We start from the raw sequence: 17,656 nt of genomic DNA, 5'->3' as shown, positions 1-17,656 counted from the left end.
AGCCAGCGCCCATGAGCACCGATCGCCGTTCCTTCCTCAAACTGGCCGCAGGCGGTGCGGTCGCCGCCGCCGCGCCGTCCGCAGGCGCCGCTTCAGCCGGACCGGCAAAGCCGCTGAACCTTCTGCTTGTATTCCCCGACGAAATGCGCGCCCAGGCGCAGGGCTTCATGAAGGACGATCCAGTGCTAACACCGCGCATCGACAAATTCGCGAAAGAATCCGCCGTGATGCGGCAGGCGGTAGCGAACTATCCCTTGTGCACACCCTCGCGCGGCATGCTGATGACAGGCCAGTATCCGATCCGCAGCGGCATGACCGGCAACTGCCACGACTACGGCGCCCTGGTCGGCATAGACCTGTCCAAATACGCGATCTGCTGGTCCGACATCCTTAAGGCACAAGGCTATGCGACCGGCTATATCGGTAAATGGCACCTTGACGCGCCACATGCGCCTTACGTGGAGAGCTACAACAATCCCGTGCACGGCGTGAAGTGGAACGAATGGACGCCTCCCGAGCGGCGCCATGGCTTCGATTACTGGTACTCCTACGGTACCTTCGACCGCCATCTGACGCCTATGTACTGGAGCAACGAGAGCCCGCGCGACAAGCCGCTGCACATCGACCAGTGGGGCCCTGAGCACGAGGCCGACATGGCGATCCGCTACCTGAAGAACGAAGGCGGCAAACTGCGCGACAACAGCAAGCCGTTCGCGCTGGTAGTTTCAATGAACCCGCCGCACACACCTTACGACCAGGTGCCGCAGCGCTACCTGGACCTTTACGCCGGCGTGTCCAGCAAAGAGCTTAACCAACGCAAGAACGTCGACTGGGACAAGAAATATCCCGACGACCTGGGACCTACGCACGCCAAGTCCTACTTCGCATCGGTCAGCGGCGTCGACCAGCAATTCGGCCGCATCCTCGATGCACTGGACGAAAGCGGCCAGCGCGACAACACCCTGGTGGTTTTCTTCTCCGACCACGGCTGTTGCCTCGGCGCGCATGGCGAAGTCACCAAGAATGTTCATTACGATGAAGCGATGCGCATTCCCATGATGTTCCGCCTTCCCGGAGCGATCGCAGTGCACAGCGATGATGCACTGATGTCGCTGGCCGACCTGTTCCCTACCATGCTTGGACTTCTGGGCCTGGACCAGCACATCCCGGCCACCGTTGAAGGCAGCAACCTGTCGCAGCGTGTCAGGACGGGCAAAGGCAATACCGCCAGCTCGCAGCTTTACCTCCAGGTGCCTTACGGTGGCCAGTCATTCGGCAAGCGCGGGGTACGCACCGAGCAGCACACCTTGATGATCGAGCGACGCGACAAGCAAGCCTTGCGCTACACCTTGCATGACAATTTGCGCGATCCGTGGCAGCTGTCCAATATTGCGGATTCCAACGAATCCCTGATCGCGCACCTGGTCGAAAAGGAATTGCAGCCGTGGCTGGAAAAGACCTGCGATCCATGGCGCCCGGCGCCATTCGACAGCGCCGGCCCCGGCGGCAACAGGCCCTTCATGCCCAAGGTAAAACAGAGCTGAACCGCGCGACGACCGGATCCCCCGGCCGGACCGGGGGCAGCGCCTAGCGCGAGTCGAGGAAGCGCACCATTTCGGCAGCGGCCAGCAGGTAGGCACCGGCGCCGAAATTGGCGGTGGAATTCTGATCCACCACCTGCCCTGGCACGGCTACTTCACCGACCGGCTGCACATAGCCCACTTTGCCGTCGGCCTGTAACGCAATCTGCGAAAGGAATTGCCAGCCCTTTTGTGCGACAGGAGCGTAGGCGGCGCGATCGAGGACACCGTGATTGACGCCCCACAGGAAGCCATATGTCATGAGCGCGGTGCCGCTGCTCTCGCGGCCAGGCGCTTCCGGCGCATCGAGCAGGCTGCGGCTCCAGTATCCCTCGTCCTGCTGCACCTTTTTCAGCGCAGCTGCCATGTCACGGAATTTTTCGATATAGCTTTCGCGCCATGGAGCATCCTGCGGCAGGTCGTTCAGCGTGCGCGCCAGCGCCGCAAAAGCCCAACCGTTCCCGCGCGCCCAGAATTCCTTCTTACCGTTCACGCTTTTGTAAGCCGGGTACACATACTTCAGGTCGCGGTAATACAGCTTGTCTTCGGCATCCCACAGGATGCTGTTGGTGTACTCGAAGTATTCATGCAGCTTGTCCAGGTAGCGCCTGTCGCCGGTAATGTTGTAGAGCCGGGACATGACCGGCATCACCATGTACAGCCCATCGACCCACCACCAGTAATCGCTGCGCGATGTACTCATCTCGTATTCCAACACCTCACGCGCGCGGGCGATGCGCTGCGGATCCTTTTGCAGCATGTACAAGTCAGCGTATGTCTGGAAGCAGATTTGCCAGTCGCCGAACAGCACGTAGTCCTGCGACGTCCCGGAGGTGTATTTCCAGCGCGTCTTGTCGGTGGAGGTGGCGCCCTGCCAGTTGTTGGCCGTGGCCCAGTCCAGCGAATACTGCTGGTATGCCTGGTTGCCGGTAACCCGCAAGGCTTCCATATTGCCGGTGTGGTATACCGCTTCATGCCAGAAGGCTGTGGCTTGCGGAGGGTGTCCCCTCTGCCAATAATCGTTCACCTTGCTGACGATGGCCAGTGTACTGGCTTTTGCATCCAGCTGCGGGACTGGTGGAGTCCCGCCTTCGCTGCCACCACCTCCGCCGCACGCACTCAGGGCGAACAGCAATGCGATTACGGGAAAACGCAGTTTCATTTCTTCTCCTGTTCGGGCGCAAGCAGGAAATCAGCGTTGAAGCTGGCTCCCGCCGCTGCAGCGGTTTCGATGCGCAAGCGCAGCACCGGCGCCTTTTCCAGGACCGTCACACCCTGCCCCAGCTTCACCACATCCCCGGCCGGCTGCCTGATCGCCACTTCCAGCGTTGCCGCAAGCTGGGTCGGATCGGCGACAGACAATTGCAGGCGTTTGCCATCGATCGCCATCACCATAGCTGCCGCGCCGGAGGACCAGACAAAAGCTTTGCCATCGCGCGGCGCGCTGCCTGCGCGCCACAAATTCACAGCGTAGATGCCTTGTCCGGCAACCGAGACGGCAGCCGATTCATCGTTATTCGATTCAATGCGCACCCCCGGGCTCTTGGCTGCGGCGCGAGTGTGCTCCTCGCTCGCATTCGGTAACAGCAGGTAGGCAAAGTCGGGCCCTGATTGCGGGATGGAGAGCATCTGGAAGCTGTTGCTGACAAGCTGGGGCGAGCCATTGTCGTCGATCATGCGATAGCTGCCGCGCCTTTCGCTGCGCTCGGCCAGCAACGGCGCACCAAGCGGAAAGACGTAGCCTATATGGCTGCCGGCTTTATCGTCCTGCAGGTGCGCCCAGCGTGCATGCTCCGCTTTGCCGTTCGCCAGCACCTTGCCGTCAACCACAAACCGTGCGCCGGCCGGATCGGCCAGGCGACGGTTTTCCACGATGGTTTCTGCCTGGCGTTCACCGCCGCCAATACCCGACCCCAATGCCAGGATGCGGTCGCCCAGTTGGAACCAGGACTTGCGGCCGCTCAGGCTGGAACCTGTCACGTCGCGCATGCTGAAGGCCATGCCGATGGCGGCATAGCCGCCCAGTCTTGTGCCGCCGACCCAGGCCTCGGGATTGGCGTGCTGCTTCCACGCGACAGCAGCGCCGCTCCCGCTGCCGTCGGTAGTGGTGCCGGGCAGGCGGCGGATGTCTACCGTGGCCCAGTAGTCCTTGTCGAATTGGTCCTGGTGGGCGTCGTACAGGGCCAGCATGCCCATGCCGGTCCACCAGCCCTGGGTGTTATCGCCGTTACCGGTCTCGAACGACGAGGTGCGCGGCGAAGTCAGGCTCAACACGCCGGCAAAGCCGTTGCCGCGCAGGATGGCCCGGTCCATCGATGGATACAGGCTGGCTCCCCGTGGCTCGGGAGCGGCCGCGATAGCAGGATCGGCGGCGATGGACTTCAACAGCCCAAGCTCGAACAAGGCAATGCCGGACGTACCTGCGCCACCCGGGGCGGCGAGGTAAGCACTGCCAAATGTGCGGTCGCGCTGCATGGCGCCCTTGACGGCAGCCTGCAATACAGCTTTGTCGGACGGCGGCGCCATGTCGGCGATGGCGGCCAGTGCAGCCACTACGCCACGGCCAACGCGATGGTCAGTCTGGTCAGGCTTGGAGATTTTGCGGCCGCGCATGGCGTCGGGCATGGCGCCATCCACCAGCAAGTCGGCAAAGCTGATGCGCGCCCAACGGAAGACGTTTTTGACGTTGGGATCAGTGATGGGCCATTCAGAGCCGTTCAGCAGGTAAAGCAGGCGCCCATACACTTGCAGCGCAACCGCGCCGTAATTGCCCGCATAAGGCGTGTAGTTATGCTGGATGAAGGATCCGTCGCGGTAAAAGCCGTCGCCAATGGTCACATAGGTCAACGACGGGCCAATCGCATCGCGGCCGGATGCAATGCGTGCGCCGTCCTTAGCCAGCATGGCGCTCAGGATCGTCACTTGCGCCTTGTCCAGCAGGTTGGCGGCGACTTCCTGGTTGTTGCGGTCAAGCGTGCCGTCAGGACGAGTCTTGTAGCGTGCGTCGGGCACGAACCAGTCGACGGCCGCCAAAGTGCGCTGGCGCAGTTCGGCCGGGATTGCGTCGGCGGCCAGGCTAAGTACGTTCAGCACATGCTGGGGCGTACCGATCTGCCACGACCACCAGTTGCCGTACTGTTTCAAGCCGTGGTGGTAATGCTCTCGCACCAGCCAATCGAGGCCGAACGCAATGCCCTGGCCCAGCGCAGCGTCATGAAACATGGGGCCGCCTGGAGTGCCGTAAGCTTGCGCCATCGCCATCAGGCGCGCAGCATTGCCCACAACCGCTGCGGAGGCGAGGGTGCCGTTCGGGTTATTGAAGTCGGCCAGGTCGTCCCACAGCGCCTTGGCGCCGGCCTCGCGGCGCATTCCCGCAAGGGCCTTTTGCGCAACGTCTGCCTGTGCGCGCAGCTGAGCCTGCACATCGGGCGCGCTGCGATCCAAGGTCGCGGGACCGGTCAGTTTGGCTTGCCAGCGCGCCAGCATGGCGTCGTACTGGTCGCCGGCCTGCGCCAAAGTTGGGAAAACGCTGGCCAGCAGGGCCAGCACGATCAAGTGGTTCTTGCGCATGCTGGCCACCCTGTCTTAACGCGACACGCTGACTTTAACCGGCGACGCCACGCGCGCCGCAGTGCTGGCGACTTTCGTTTCCCATGCCGCTGGATCGGCGAAGTCGCCGCTCTTGCTCCAGCCGGCGCCCAGGTAGTACACGAAGGTTTGCTTCGGCTTGGCTGGCGCCAGGGCCAGGTAGTGGCCGGCTTCCTGTGCTTTCGGCGCCGCCATTGGCACGTTCAGGTAGTCGGTGGCGCCTGGCACGATTACGGCGCAAGCATTGCTGCCGTTGCCGCCGTTATCGCCCATCGCAGGCTCCCAATAGCTCATGGTGCCCTGCCCCTGCTGGTAGCGGCCCTGGCCCTGGCGCTGGACGATGCCGACACCAACGGTCAGCGGTGCTGCGGACGGGCTGCTGAAGGTACTCTCAACGCGGCTGAAATTACTGCCAGCATCAAGGCTGATGCGGCGGGTTTCGGCGACCTGGCGGCCGCCTGCATCCCAGGCGTCGAACTTCAGCTCAAACACGGTGCGGATCGGGCCGTCGGCCAGGATCTTCCAGGTGGCGTAGTTGCTGGAGGTGCGCAGCTCCTTGCCGTCGTAAATACCAAGGCCGCCGCAACCGCGGGTCTTGCCAACGTGGTAGAAGTCCAGGCCTTCGCCCGAATCCATGTGGTAGTGGCCAGCCTTGTACCAGCCATCCTGCACCAGCTTGTGCGCGGACTTGGACCACACATCTACGCCGCTCGAAATCAGCAGCTCTTTCGGGTCCTTGATGATGGCCGGACCGTACATGCGGTGTGCCACACGGTCGTTCTCCCACGCGAAATCGTCCAAGCGCTCCGGCACGAATCGGGCGTGGGCGCGCGACACGACCGGCGGCACCGCCGGCAGGCGCTTGCGCGGCACCAGGAAGTAACGGCGCGTTTCATTCGGCGCCAGATCGGCCTGGAACAACACGCCTTTGCCCAGCGACTGGCTTGGCAGGATGCGCGAAGTCAGCGCATCCATCACGGCCACACCGTCGCCCACATCGGCCACTTCCACCGACTCCTCGGCGCGGAACAGGTTGGTGGCGTTGTTGACTGTGACCACGCGCATGGCACCGCCTTCCTGCAAGGCCATGCGGTACATCTCGCTGCCGGCCATCAGGAAACCGCCCACCGCGAACACGTCGCTCGAATGCGGATCGAAGAAGCGCGGGTCTTCGCCGATCGGCTGAACGTGTTCCAGCTTGCCGTTTTCCTGGACGTGGGTAGTCAGGGTTTGCCAGGCACGCTTGACTGCCGGCTCGAATTTGTCGCGCGGCAGAAGGCCCTGGTTCAAGCCCCAGGCCAGTGCATAGGTGTAGAGCGCGGTGCCGCTGGTCTCGGGCTTGTTGTAGCTGACCGGGTCGAGCAGGCTGGAACGCCACAGGCCATCGGGCTGCTGCAGGCCAAGCAGGCGCTCCGACATTTCCTGGAATTGCTGGATGAAGCGGCCGCGCTGCGGGTGGTTTTCGGGGATGTACTGCAGCATGCGTACCAGGCCGCCCATCACCCAGCCGTTGCCGCGGCCCCAGAACACCTTCTTGCCATTGGCTTCGCGCTTGTCGAAGAAACGGCTGTCGCGGAAGTACAGGTGCTCTTCCTTGTCGTACAGGTAGTCGGAGGTCTTCCACCATTCACTGATCGCATATTCCAGGTAGCGCTGGTCGCCGGTTGCGGCAGTCAGTCGCGCCCAGGCCGATGGGCCCATGAACAGCGCATCGCACCAGGACCAGCGATGCTGCACGCCGGGGGTCTTCCAGTCCAGGGAACCCGGGCGCGGATTGGCCAGCATGTAATCGAACTGGGCGCGCAAGGGCGCGATCATGTAGGGCTGGCGGGTGTGCATATAGAGCTCGGCATACATCTGGCCCACGGCGTAGTCGTCGGCGTGGAACATGCTTGGGCCTAGCTTCCATTGGTTCTTCTCGCCGGCGGCGCGCATCGCTTCGCGATATTTGTCACTGCCGGAAATGCCGGCCAATGCCATGAAGCCGGCGTCACCGACCGCTTCGGTCCAGTCATCCAGCGGATAGTTGGTTGGATTGGCAAGCTGCCAGTCCGCCACCTTTTCCAGAGTTGCCAGCACGGTTGCTGGCGCCAGCGCCTGCGCCTGAACGCCCGCCGCTTGCGCAGCCGGCACAATACACACACCGGCAACCAGGCAGGCCAGCGAATGACGGGTAAAAGCGTGTTTAGACATTGCGTGCTCCATCCTTATTTTATTGGCAATAAGCCGACAAGATAGCGGCCCATAGGTTAACGATACCACAGATTTTTCAAAAATCCTGCTTTTACTTGAGAATGGTAGTATTGCGTGGTATCGTTACCCCATGAATGCGAGACCCCAACCCTGTCCGCCAGCCCTGCTTCTTGCCCTCGACCAGCTCGACGGCTTGTTACATACCCTCGGCAACCAGTATCCGGACGACACAAGCCAACACCTCCACTATCAGTTGCGCAGGCATGGCGAGCATGCGCCCGGCGCCAATGTCGGCTGGACCACCGGCTTCTGGACCGGCATGCTGTGGCTTGGATACGAATTAACCGGCTGGCAGCATTTCCGTAACGCCGCCACTGCGCAGGCCGCAGATTTCGGCCGCCGCATGAAAGAAAAGGCCGACCTGGACCATCACGATCTCGGCTTCCTTTATTTACTTAGCAATGTTGCTGCCGACCGCAATGCAGCCTTGCCCGGCGCGCGCGAAACCGCGCTGGCCGCTGCCGACCATTTGCTGGCGCGCTTCCTGCCGGGAGCCGGCGTGATCCAGGCCTGGGGCAAGCTCGATGATCCGAAAGAGCGCGGCCGCGTCATTGTCGATTGCGTCATGAACCTGCCGCTGCTGCATTGGGCCAGCGCCGTCACCGGTGACTCCAAATACCGGGAAGCCGCCCGCAGCCACATGGTGAAGACCATCCCGCACCTGGTGCGCCCGGATGGTTCGACCTGCCACACCTTTTTCTTCGACGCCGACACCGGCGCGCCGCTGCGTGAAGTGACGCACCAGGGCCTGGCCGACTCCTCTTGCTGGTCCCGTGGGCAGGCCTGGGCCTTGTATGGCTTTGCGCTGAACCATCGCCACCTGCCGGAACTGAACCTGCTCGAACCCGCAATGCGGGTTGCGGACTATTTCCTCGACCACCTGCCACCCGACCAGGTGGCGCTGTGGGACCTCGGCCTGGCGCATGATAGCGGCGAGCCGCGCGACAGCTCAGCCAACGCCATCGCTGCCTGCGGCCTGCTCGAATTGGCTAGCCAGCTGCCGCCCGGCGCGCAGCAAAAGCACTATGCCGACGCAGGCAAGCGCGTGCTCGAAGCCCTGACCACCCATTGCGCCGGCGAGCTGCCAACGGCCGGCGGCCTGCTAACGCATGGTACATATCACCGACTGGCGAACCTGGGCGTGGAAGAATGCACGCTGTGGGGCGACTACTACTACCTCGAAGCGCTGGCCCGCCTGCACCACGGCTGGATCACCTACGACCGTTGATCGAACTGCACCGGACGCCTCCGGTGCAGTTGCAGCAGCACAAACCAGCATATCGAGCCTGTCGCTGCAAGCATGCCGGCGACCAGGAACATCACGTGGAAATCACGCCCATTGGCATCCAGCAGCGCTCCCATTCCGAGCGTGAAGAACACCGTCAGCAAACCTGTGATCGAGGCCGACAGCGCCGCCAGCGATGAAAAGCGCGCACGCGGCAGCATTACCGGAAGCAGCGCCGCAGTCCCGGTCAGGAACGTCCCCGCCAGCACGGCGTGCACCACGAACCAGACCAGGAAGGAAAGACGTCCCTCCACGAATTCCCAGGCGCCCAGCATGCATAGCGCATACAGGCCAAGCGTTACGAAACCCACACGAAGAGGGTGGAACCGATCCGCCAGCCAGCCAATCGGCATCGCAAGGACGATGGAGATGCTGTAGGCTGCCGCCACCGCGCGCCCGTAATCGGTGCGGTCCACGCCGAACTGACCGATGGCGTTGTAGCTGTTGATGTTCACCGGCAGCACACAGATCGTAGCCACGGCCAGCGTGACGAACAGCAGCACGTAAAACCATGGCGACGTGCCGTCGTCGCCTCGCAGTACCTGCAAGCTGGCCTTCTGTGCAGGCGTGGGCGGCGGGTAGTGCGGCTCGTTCACGCCTTTACACAGCACCAAGAAGCCAAGCAGGTAAGCCGCCGCGATGGCCAGCATCACCGGCCGCGCCATGGCAGGCAGCTCATTGCCGAACACAAAATAGAAAAATGCCACGCCAACGCCAAGGCTGATGATGCGGAACATGCCGAAGAAGCGCCCGAGTATGCGCTGCGGCACCGTATCGTTGATCAAAGCGACAAACAAAGCGTTGGCGAGCACAGTGAAAATCTCGCACAGCGTCCAGAAAACACACATGCAGGCGACGATATAGCGCTCGCGCAGGCCGGATGCGCCGCCGCTCCAATGCCACAGCGCTTCGCCCAGGGGCACGCTGAACGCCAGGCCCACCATGCTGGCCGATACCAGCGGGGCACAGACCAATAAGAAGGGAATACGGCGCCCGAAACTGGTGCGGGTGCGATCGCTCCAGGCGCCGACCACCGGCCCAATGAACATGGCAATTGCCGACGGCAAGGCGCCGAACAGCACGTTCAACAATACCGTGTCCTGGCTGAATTCGCGCAACTGGAACTTGAACAGGTCAGGCAAGGCGCGTTCCTTGAGCGACCAGGCCAAATCTCCCAGTAGGAGGAAGAAAAATAAGGCAGGTAAGCCAACGGAGATGGCAACGGCAGCAAATGCCGACGTGCCCCGGGCTTCGGTGCGATTCCGGCGCATTACGCTTTGCTGACCCAAATCCCCTCCTCGCTCACGACAATGATGGACGCGCTTATGTTAGCGCATCGGCGCAGGTGCTCGCCAGGCTCTTCCGCATGTCCAGTGCCGCATCGCGATAGCGTGCCCCGCTGTCGCCAAGTTGACCGGCCAGTTCCAATAAGCCGCGGACTGCAATGGAAGTGGCCGAGCGGTCGCGTTCCTGGCCGCTGCGCCAGTCCAGCGCCAAATCGCAGTGAAGTAAGCCATCCGTCGGCATGCGCGACAGCAGGTAGTCCGCCATTTCACGCGCTGTCTCGAGCAAGCCCAGGTCCGGCATCCTGCGGTGGTTGCAGGCAAAATCGTAAATCGCCCTGGCCTGGTCGCGCGACGAGCAAGTATCTGCCTCCTGCACCTGCCATTCCTCGGACGTACGAGGATGCCCGCTGCGGTTGCCAGGCTGGCCGCTCTGCCTGATCGAACCGTCGCGGCGCACCAGGGCTGCCGCTTCGGCGAACGCTGAATTGCCGACTGCTGTCATGATCGTCTCCCGCTTTTATGAGATAACGTTATCACCCGAACTGCAAATTAGCAAGGAAGAAATGCCTTCCCAGGGCAGTTTGTCTTTCAGAAACCACAACGAAAGAAAAAAGCGAAAGCGGGCTGGAAAAAACGATGGGGTAACGTTACCATTCAAAAATCGAACGAAAGGAAAGCCATGACCCAACTGCACCATCGTCCCCAGCAACACTGGGATACCCTCGGCGGCGGCCACACCGCCCGTGAAATCGCCCAACAGCCAGCCGTCTGGCGCGAACTGCCGCAATGCTGGGAAGGCGTATCCTATGAAGACAGCCAGCGCATCGCAGCCATCCTCGCCATTCCGCAGGCCAGCGTGATCCTGACCGGCGCCGGCACCTCGGCCTTTGCCGGAGAGCTGGCGGCCGACACCCTGAATGCCACTTGCGCAGCCCAGGTGCGCGCCGTTGCAACCACTACCCTGCTGAGCCACCCGGCACTGTATGTGCCGGAAAAAACTCCGCTGCTTGTGGTATCGTTCGCACGCTCCGGCAACAGCCCGGAAAGCCAGGCCATCGTCGACCTGGTGCGCAAGCTCGCGCCGGGCACCGTGTTCCTGAACATCACCTGCAACGCCGAAGGCTTGCTGGCACGCTCCGGCAAAGGCCGTGAAGACACCATCAACGTGGTGCTGCCAGCCGCCAGCTGCGACCAGGGCTTCGCCATGACCAGCAGCTTCACCAGCATGCTGCTCACCTGCCTCGCACTGCTCAGCCCAGAGCCGCTCTCCGCCTCGGCCGCGCGCATCGAGCAACTGGCGGCACTGGCCGAGGGCTGGATCGCCGACCAGGCCGACGTCTGGCATTACCACGGCCAGTCCAAGATCAACCGCGTCGTCTACCTGGGCGGCGGCCCGCTGGAAGCGCTGGCGCGTGAAGCGGCGCTGAAACTGCTGGAGCTGAGTGGCGGCCGGATCCTGGCGCTGTCCAACTCCCCCCTCGGCTTCCGCCACGGCCCGAAATCGGTAGTCGATTCGCAAACCATGGTGGTGGTGTTCCGCAGCCAGGACGAGCATGTGCGCCGCTACGACCAGGACTTGCTGAACGAACTGCAGCGCGACAAGATCGCCGGCTCCCTGCTGTCCATCGATGGCCGCGAACTGGGCGCCCCCGCCGAACTGCCTGACGCCTGGCTGGCCGCCGCCTACGTGGTGTTTGCCCAGGTCCTGGCCCTGCACCACTCGGTGCGACTGGGCCTGACTCCCGATAATCCTTTCCCGGACGGCACGGTGAACCGCGTCGTGCAGGGCGTGATCATCCACCCATATGCGCGCGCCTAAGATGTACTACGGCATCGACATCGGCGGCACCAAGATGGAGCTGGTGGCCTGTGATGCAAACCTGCAGGTGCACCATCGCCAGCGCGTGTCTACGCCGACCGACGATTACGACAGCTTCATCGACGCGTTGGCAAGCCTGGTGCTGCAAGCAGATGCCACTTTGGGCGTGCGCGCGCCGGTCGGCCTTGGCGTGCCGGGCATCATCGACTCGACCAGCGGCAAGCACCTGAGCGCCAACGTGCCTTGCCTGACCGGTCGCCTGCTGCTGCCCGTGTTGCGCCAGCGCCTGGACCGCACCGTTGTCCTTGGCAACGACTGCCAGTGCTTCGCATTGTCCGAAGCGCACGGCGGCGCCGCTAACGGAGCGCCCAGCATGTTCGGCCTGATCATCGGCACCGGCGCTGGCGCCGGCTATGTGGTCAATGGCCACTTGGTGCGCGGGCGCAATGGCGTGGCCGGCGAGTGGGGCCACTTGCCGATTTCGCCTTCGCTGCTGGAACTCTACGGCCTGCCGGTGCTGCCGTGTGCCTGCGGACGCCAGGCCTGCCTGGAACGCTATGTATCCGGCACTGGGCTACGAAAGCTTCACTCTCTTGTCAGCGGCACGGCCGGTATCAACGCCGACCTGCTGGCGCAAGCCTACCAGGAAGGCGCCCCGATAGCCGCGCGCGTGTTCGACATGCATCTCGACCTGCTTGGCTCCGCCCTTGCGCAAATCGTGCTGGCTTACGACCCGCATGTAGTGGTGCTCGGCGGCGGCCTGTCGCAACTGCCGCACCTGTACCGCGGCCTGCCCGCGGCCACTGCCGCCCACCTGATCCCAGGCATGTCCGTCCCGCCCATCCTGCCGCCCGCCTTTGGCGACGCCGGCGGTGCGCGCGGCGCAGCCCTGCTAGCCGCGCAGGCGGCCCAATCCCAAAACAAGGAAGCATGATGTCTCCACTACAAACCCTGATCCGCGAACACCACGAAGGCCGCGCTATCGGCATCCCGAGCGTCTGCTGCAGCAACCCGCAAGTGCTGCTGGCCGCGATGGAAACCGCGCTGGCGCACAATGCCCCGCTGCTGGTGGAGGCAACCTCCAATCAGGTCGATCAGTTCGGGGGCTACACCGGCATGAAGCCGGCCGAATTCGTCGCCTACGTGCGCGACCTGGCAAACAAGATCGGCTTCCCGCTTGAGCGCCTTATCCTGGGCGGCGACCACCTGGGCCCGAACACATGGCAGAACCTGCCCCCGGATGAAGCACGCGAGAAGGCGCGCGTGCTGATCGCCGACTACGTCAGCGCCGGCTTCCACAAGATTCACCTCGATTGCAGCATGTCCTGCGCCGGCGATCCAAAGCCACTGCCCGATGAAGTGGTTGCCGCGCGCTCCGCCGACCTTGCCCTGGTGGCCGAACGGGCCGCGCTGCATGCCAGCCTGCCGCCGCCAGTCTATATCGTTGGCACCGAAGTGCCGATTCCTGGCGGCGAAGCATCGCTAGGCGGCGGCGTTCAGGTCACCAGACCGCAAGCTGCCGAGGCCACGCTGGAAGCACACCGCAAAGCCTTCATGGCGCTTGGCCTGAACAGCGCCTGGGAGCGCGTGATCGCCCTCGTGGTACAGCCTGGCGTCGACTTCGACCATAGCAGCGTGCAGCAATACGCGCCGCTGGCAGCGGTCGAACTGTCCTCCTTCATTACGAAGCACACCGGCCTGGTGTTCGAGGCGCATTCCACCGACTACCAGACAGAAGACGCCCTGCATTCCCTGGTACGCGACCACTTCGCCATCCTCAAGGTTGGCCCGGCCGCCACTTATGCGCTGCGCGAAGCCAGCTTTGCGCTGGCCGCCATTGAAGACGAACTACTGCCGGTCGAGCGTCGCTCCCGTCTGGTCGAAGTACTGGACCAGTGCATGCAGATCGCACCTCATCACTGGAAGAAGCATTACAGCGGCACCCCGGCCGAGCTGCGCGTACTGCGCCGTTATGCCCTGTCCGACCGCAGCCGCTATTACTGGGGCGAACCGGCCGTGCAGCAGGCGCTCGAAACGCTGTACGCCAACCTGGACGAAACCGGCATCCCATTGCCGCTGCTTAGCCAGTACCTGCCGGAGCAAGTGGAGCCGGTGCAGCTTGGCCAGCTGGCGCCACGCGCTGCCGAACTGGCGCGTCACAAAGTAAGCCTTGTCCTGGCGCGCTACATGCGTGCCTGCCATGACAACAAAGCGGAGGCCCTATGTTGAGTACCAGCGCACGTCGCGAACAAATATTGCAAACCGTACAAGACCAGCACCGGGTGCGCGTTTCACGCCTTGCGCAGCTGTTCGGTGTATCCACGGTAACCATTCGCACCGACCTGCGCATCATGACCGCGGACGGCTTGCTGGCGCGCCAGCATGGCGGCGCGCGCCTGGCTTCCCAGGCGGTGCCGGAGGCGCCGCTGTCGGAAAAGCGTATTCGCAACCGCGAACGCAAGCTGCGCATCGCCAACCGGGCAGCTGAACTTGTGGCGCCTGGCGACAAGCTGATTCTCGACGCCGGCAGTACGACGCTGATGCTGTCCCAGCGCCTCTCGGCCCGCTCCCCGTTAACCGTGTTCACCAATAGCCTGCCCATTGCCAATGAACTGGGACAAGTGCCGGGGCTAAGCCTGATCGTCTCCGGCGGCGCACTGCGCCAAGCCTCGCAGTCGCTGCAAGGCCCGCAGTCCGAAGCCGCCCTCGGCTCATTCTTCTTCGACAAACTGTTCCTCGGCGCCGACGGCTGCGACCCGGCCTTCGGACTCTCCACCCACGATGTCGACGACGCGCGCTTGAACGCTTGCATGGTCGAACACGCGCGCCAGGTGATCGTGCTCGCAGACGGCTCTAAATTCGGCCAGCTTTGCCTGCATCGCATCTGCGCCATGGACCGCGTGCACATTGTGGTCAGCGATTCCAGCATGCCGCCAGCCATCCGCACCGCCCTCGAAGCCAGCGGCATTGAAGTGATCATCGCGGAGGAGCATTGATGAGCAACGAAATCCGCGGTCAGATCCTGACCCCTTCTGGCTGGGTGCGCGGCCGCCTGCGCCACGATGAGCGCATCGCCGCCATCGAAGCCGATCCCTCGGCGCCGGAAGACGTACTGGTCCTGCCCGGCTTCATCGACCTGCACGTGCACGGCGCCGGCGGTGTCGACGTCATGGAAGGCGGCGACGCCGCGCTGCGCATGGCCCGCCTGCACGCTCGACACGGTACCACCAGCCTGCTGGCCACCACCATGACTGCGCCGCCGGAGCAAATCGAAAAGGCCCTGCAAGGCGTACGCTTCTCAATGGCCGCCGCCGCGCCAGACGCCGCAGACATCCTGGGCGTGCATCTGGAAGGCCCTTTCCTGAACAGCAGCAAACTCGGCGCCCAGCCACCGCTGGCCCGCACCGGCAATATCGAGCAGGTGCAACGCTGGCACGACGTCGCCCCGATCAAGGTACTGACGCTGGCGCCGGAATTGCCAGGCCACTTGGAACTGATCCCGCAACTTGTAGCCATGGGCATCCGTGCCCAAGCGGGGCACAGCGCCGGCAGCTACGACGACGGCGTGGCCGCCATCAAGGCCGGCCTGGCCGGGTTCACCCACCTGTACAACGGCATGTCGGGCCTGAACCAGTACACGCCCGGCATGCTGGCCGCCGCCCTCGCGCATGGCGAGTTCGCCGAAATCATCCCCGACCTGCAACACGTTGCGCCAGGCGCCATACGCGCCGCCATGCGCGCCATTCCGCGCCTGTACGCAGTGACCGACGCAACGCCCGCCACCGGCATGCCGGACGGCGAATACATGCTGGGCAGCCAGCGCGTGATGAAATGCCAGTCCTGCGTGCGCCTTGTGCTTGGCGACTCGCTGGCCGGCAGTGCGCTGACCATGGACCAGGCCTTGCGCAACCTGGTCAGCCTGGGTTTGACGCCGGCCGCCGCCTCCGACCGGGTATCGCGCTTCCCTGCCGAATACCTAGGCCTGCGCGACCGCGGCACGCTCTCGCGCGGCCTGCGCGCCGATGTCGTCGTATTGGATCCGTCGCTGCACATCCGCAGCGTGGTGCTGGCCGGACGCCAGCTGACTCAAACCGAAGGAGCAAGCCATGAAGTTGTCCACGCCTGAAGCCCAGACCCGCTACCTGCTATTTGTCGCCGGCATGGGCGGCCTGCTGTACGGGATTGATGTCGGCATCATCGCCGGCGCCCTTCCCTATCTCGAAGCCAGCGCCGCACAGATCTGGAAACTGTCGACGCAGCAGCTCAGTTACGTAGTGGCCGCCGTGCTGCTAGGCTCTGTGCTGTCCTCGCTCGCCGCCGGCTCGCTGGCCGACTTCATCGGCCGTAAGCGCCTGATGTTCGTCTCCGGCCTGCTTTTCAGCCTGAGCATCCCTATCATCGCATTGGCCGACGGCTACGTGCCGCTACTGCTCGGGCGCCTGCTGCAAGGTGTCAGCGGCGGCCTGATTGGCGTGGTGGTGCCGCTTTACCTCGCAGAATCGCTGCCCGCTGCCGTGCGCGGACGCGGCACCGGCATCTTCCAGCTGCTGCTGACGATCGGTCTGGTGCTGGCCGCAGCCATCGGCCTGCTGGTCGCGCGCGAGGTGGAGGTTGTGGCGAGCAGCGCACCGTCCACTCTGCAAGCGGTGCAGGACGGCGCATGGCGCCGCATCTTCTGGCTTAGCCTTCCTCCCGGACTGCTGTTCACCGCAGGCGTGCTGCTGCTGACTGAATCGCCACGCTGGCTGCTCAAACGCGGCGAGCGGGAACAGGCGCTGCAAGCCCTGGCGCGCACCCGCAATCCCGTCGCAGCGCGAATCGAGCTGGAAGAAATCAGCGCCGACCATGGCGATGCTGCATCTGCCGAAACGGGCAGCCTGCTGCAGCGTCGCTACGTGCTGCCCTTCCTGCTGGCCTGCCTGATCCTGGCCTGCAACCAGGCCACCGGCATGAATTCCGTGTTGGCCTACGCGGTCAACATCTTCGACGCGGGCGGCCTGAATGGCTCCACCGCCAACGTCGGCGACTTCGCCCTCAAGCTGGTGAACGCACTGATGACGATTCTGGCCGTGGTGCTGGTCGACCGCAAAGGCCGCAAGTTCCTGCTGATGCTGGGCACCGGCGGCATTATTGTCAGCCTGACGGCCGCCGGCCTGCTGTTCCTGTCCGCTGAACGCGCGCAGGAAGACGCCGCCCCGCTGCTCAACCACCGCGTGGTCAGCAACGCCCTGGCGCTGGAAGGCGCCGACGTGCGCCAGATGGCTGGCCGCGACGACTACGTGCTGGAAGTGGCCTACAGCTACGGTCCGCTGACCCAGGTGCGCACAGTGCGCCCCGGCCAGGACCTGCGCGTCGCCCCGCCGCAAACGATCGACGGCGACAGCGTGATCGGCGCCGCCTTCCGCGCCGTGCACCTGAATCCATTCCCCGATATGCGGAAAGCCCTCGGCGCACCGCTGGTAATTGAACGCGCCCGAATCGGCCAACCGCCGCAGGCCTCGCATGGCTGGATGGTGCTGGCGTGCCTGCTGGGCTTTGTCGCCAGCTTCGCGGTAGGCCCTGGCGTATGCGTCTGGCTCGCGTTGTCCGAACTGATGCCGACGCAGATTCGCTCCAACGGCATGAGCATCGCCCTGCTGCTCAACCAGTTCGTATCGACCGTGATCGCCGCGATCTTCCTGCCGACAGTCGGCCAGCACGGCTACGCCCCGATGTTCTTCGCCTGGGCCGGCTGCACCGTCGTGTACTTCCTCGCAGCCACCTTCCTGCTGCCGGAAACGCGAGGCAAAACTCTGGAAGAAATCGGCCGCCACTTCGCGGGCGCAGCTAAGTAACTACGGAAGCA

Annotated in this window: 13 protein-coding genes; 8 read left to right on the top strand and 5 right to left on the bottom strand. The window is 63.8% G+C overall.

The genetic code is table 11. The features are described 5' to 3' along the window. The first annotated feature begins 11 nt into the window (after nt 1-11). A complete protein-coding gene (locus AC1RTP_RS04745) occupies nt 12-1,544 on the top strand; it encodes a sulfatase family protein (protein WP_498605180.1) in 1,533 nt (510 codons plus the stop codon). A gap of 43 nt (nt 1,545-1,587) precedes the next feature. On the opposite strand, the gene AC1RTP_RS04740 is transcribed toward AC1RTP_RS04745, so the two are convergent. The 3 genes from AC1RTP_RS04740 to AC1RTP_RS04730 are packed head-to-tail and all read right to left on the bottom strand — an operon-like array spanning nt 1,588 to nt 7,361. Then, nucleotides 1,588-2,742: a glycoside hydrolase family 88/105 protein gene (locus AC1RTP_RS04740; RefSeq protein ID WP_498605178.1), complete on the bottom strand. Its 1,155-nt coding sequence runs from the start codon at nt 2,740-2,742 to the stop codon at nt 1,588-1,590. Beyond that, entirely contained in the window at nt 2,739-5,150 is a 2,412-nt protein-coding gene (locus tag AC1RTP_RS04735) for a polysaccharide lyase 8 family protein (RefSeq protein ID WP_498605176.1), read from the bottom strand. The genes AC1RTP_RS04740 and AC1RTP_RS04735 overlap by 4 nt, the downstream gene beginning before the upstream one ends. Before the next feature lie 15 nt (nt 5,151-5,165). Then, nucleotides 5,166-7,361, bottom strand: coding sequence for a glycoside hydrolase family 88 protein (locus AC1RTP_RS04730; RefSeq protein ID WP_498605174.1), 2,196 nt, complete (start codon nt 7,359-7,361; stop codon nt 5,166-5,168). A gap of 130 nt (nt 7,362-7,491) precedes the next feature. On the opposite strand from AC1RTP_RS04730, the gene AC1RTP_RS04725 reads away from it, so the two are divergent. Further along, nucleotides 7,492-8,649 carry a glycoside hydrolase family 88 protein gene (locus AC1RTP_RS04725; protein ID WP_498605172.1) on the top strand — a complete coding sequence of 386 codons (1,158 nt, stop codon included), beginning with the start codon at nt 7,492-7,494 and terminating at the stop codon, nt 8,647-8,649. Here AC1RTP_RS04725 and AC1RTP_RS04720 read toward each other — a convergent pair. Together AC1RTP_RS04720 and AC1RTP_RS04715 are read right to left on the bottom strand one after the other, a co-directional pair. After that, complete coding sequence (locus tag AC1RTP_RS04720; protein ID WP_498605171.1) at nt 8,637-9,977, bottom strand: MFS transporter; 1,341 nt, start codon at nt 9,975-9,977, stop codon at nt 8,637-8,639. The genes AC1RTP_RS04725 and AC1RTP_RS04720 overlap by 13 nt on opposite strands. A gap of 52 nt (nt 9,978-10,029) precedes the next feature. Next, nucleotides 10,030-10,494 carry a hypothetical protein gene (locus AC1RTP_RS04715; RefSeq protein WP_498605169.1) on the bottom strand — a complete coding sequence of 155 codons (465 nt, stop codon included), beginning with the start codon at nt 10,492-10,494 and terminating at the stop codon, nt 10,030-10,032. A gap of 177 nt (nt 10,495-10,671) precedes the next feature. On the opposite strand from AC1RTP_RS04715, the gene AC1RTP_RS04710 reads away from it, so the two are divergent. Genes AC1RTP_RS04710 through AC1RTP_RS04685 form a run of 6 tightly spaced genes read left to right on the top strand, consistent with a single transcriptional unit; the run spans nt 10,672 to nt 17,645 of the window. After that, on the top strand, nt 10,672-11,811 hold the full coding sequence (locus tag AC1RTP_RS04710) for an SIS domain-containing protein (RefSeq protein ID WP_498605168.1): 1,140 nt from the start codon (nt 10,672-10,674) through the stop codon (nt 11,809-11,811). Beyond that, nucleotides 11,798-12,745, top strand: a complete 948-nt coding sequence (locus AC1RTP_RS04705) for an ROK family protein (protein ID WP_498605167.1) — start codon at nt 11,798-11,800, stop codon at nt 12,743-12,745. Before AC1RTP_RS04710 ends, AC1RTP_RS04705 begins: the two co-directional genes overlap by 14 nt. Then, nucleotides 12,745-14,040, top strand: coding sequence for a D-tagatose-bisphosphate aldolase, class II, non-catalytic subunit (locus AC1RTP_RS04700; protein WP_498605830.1), 1,296 nt, complete (start codon nt 12,745-12,747; stop codon nt 14,038-14,040). Before AC1RTP_RS04705 ends, AC1RTP_RS04700 begins: the two co-directional genes overlap by 1 nt. Continuing rightward, nucleotides 14,034-14,807: a transcriptional repressor AgaR gene (gene agaR, locus AC1RTP_RS04695; protein ID WP_498605166.1), complete on the top strand. Its 774-nt coding sequence runs from the start codon at nt 14,034-14,036 to the stop codon at nt 14,805-14,807. Before AC1RTP_RS04700 ends, agaR begins: the two co-directional genes overlap by 7 nt. Continuing rightward, entirely contained in the window at nt 14,807-15,937 is a 1,131-nt protein-coding gene (locus AC1RTP_RS04690) for an N-acetylglucosamine-6-phosphate deacetylase (protein WP_498605164.1), read from the top strand. Before agaR ends, AC1RTP_RS04690 begins: the two co-directional genes overlap by 1 nt. Continuing rightward, nucleotides 15,918-17,645: an MFS transporter gene (locus AC1RTP_RS04685; RefSeq protein ID WP_498605163.1), complete on the top strand. Its 1,728-nt coding sequence runs from the start codon at nt 15,918-15,920 to the stop codon at nt 17,643-17,645. Before AC1RTP_RS04690 ends, AC1RTP_RS04685 begins: the two co-directional genes overlap by 20 nt. The last annotated feature ends 11 nt before the right edge of the window (nt 17,646-17,656 follow it).

The sequence above is a fragment of the Pseudoduganella sp. GW821-FHT11H04 genome (assembly GCF_058807935.1).
This window is presented reverse-complemented; position numbering and strand designations above follow the sequence as displayed.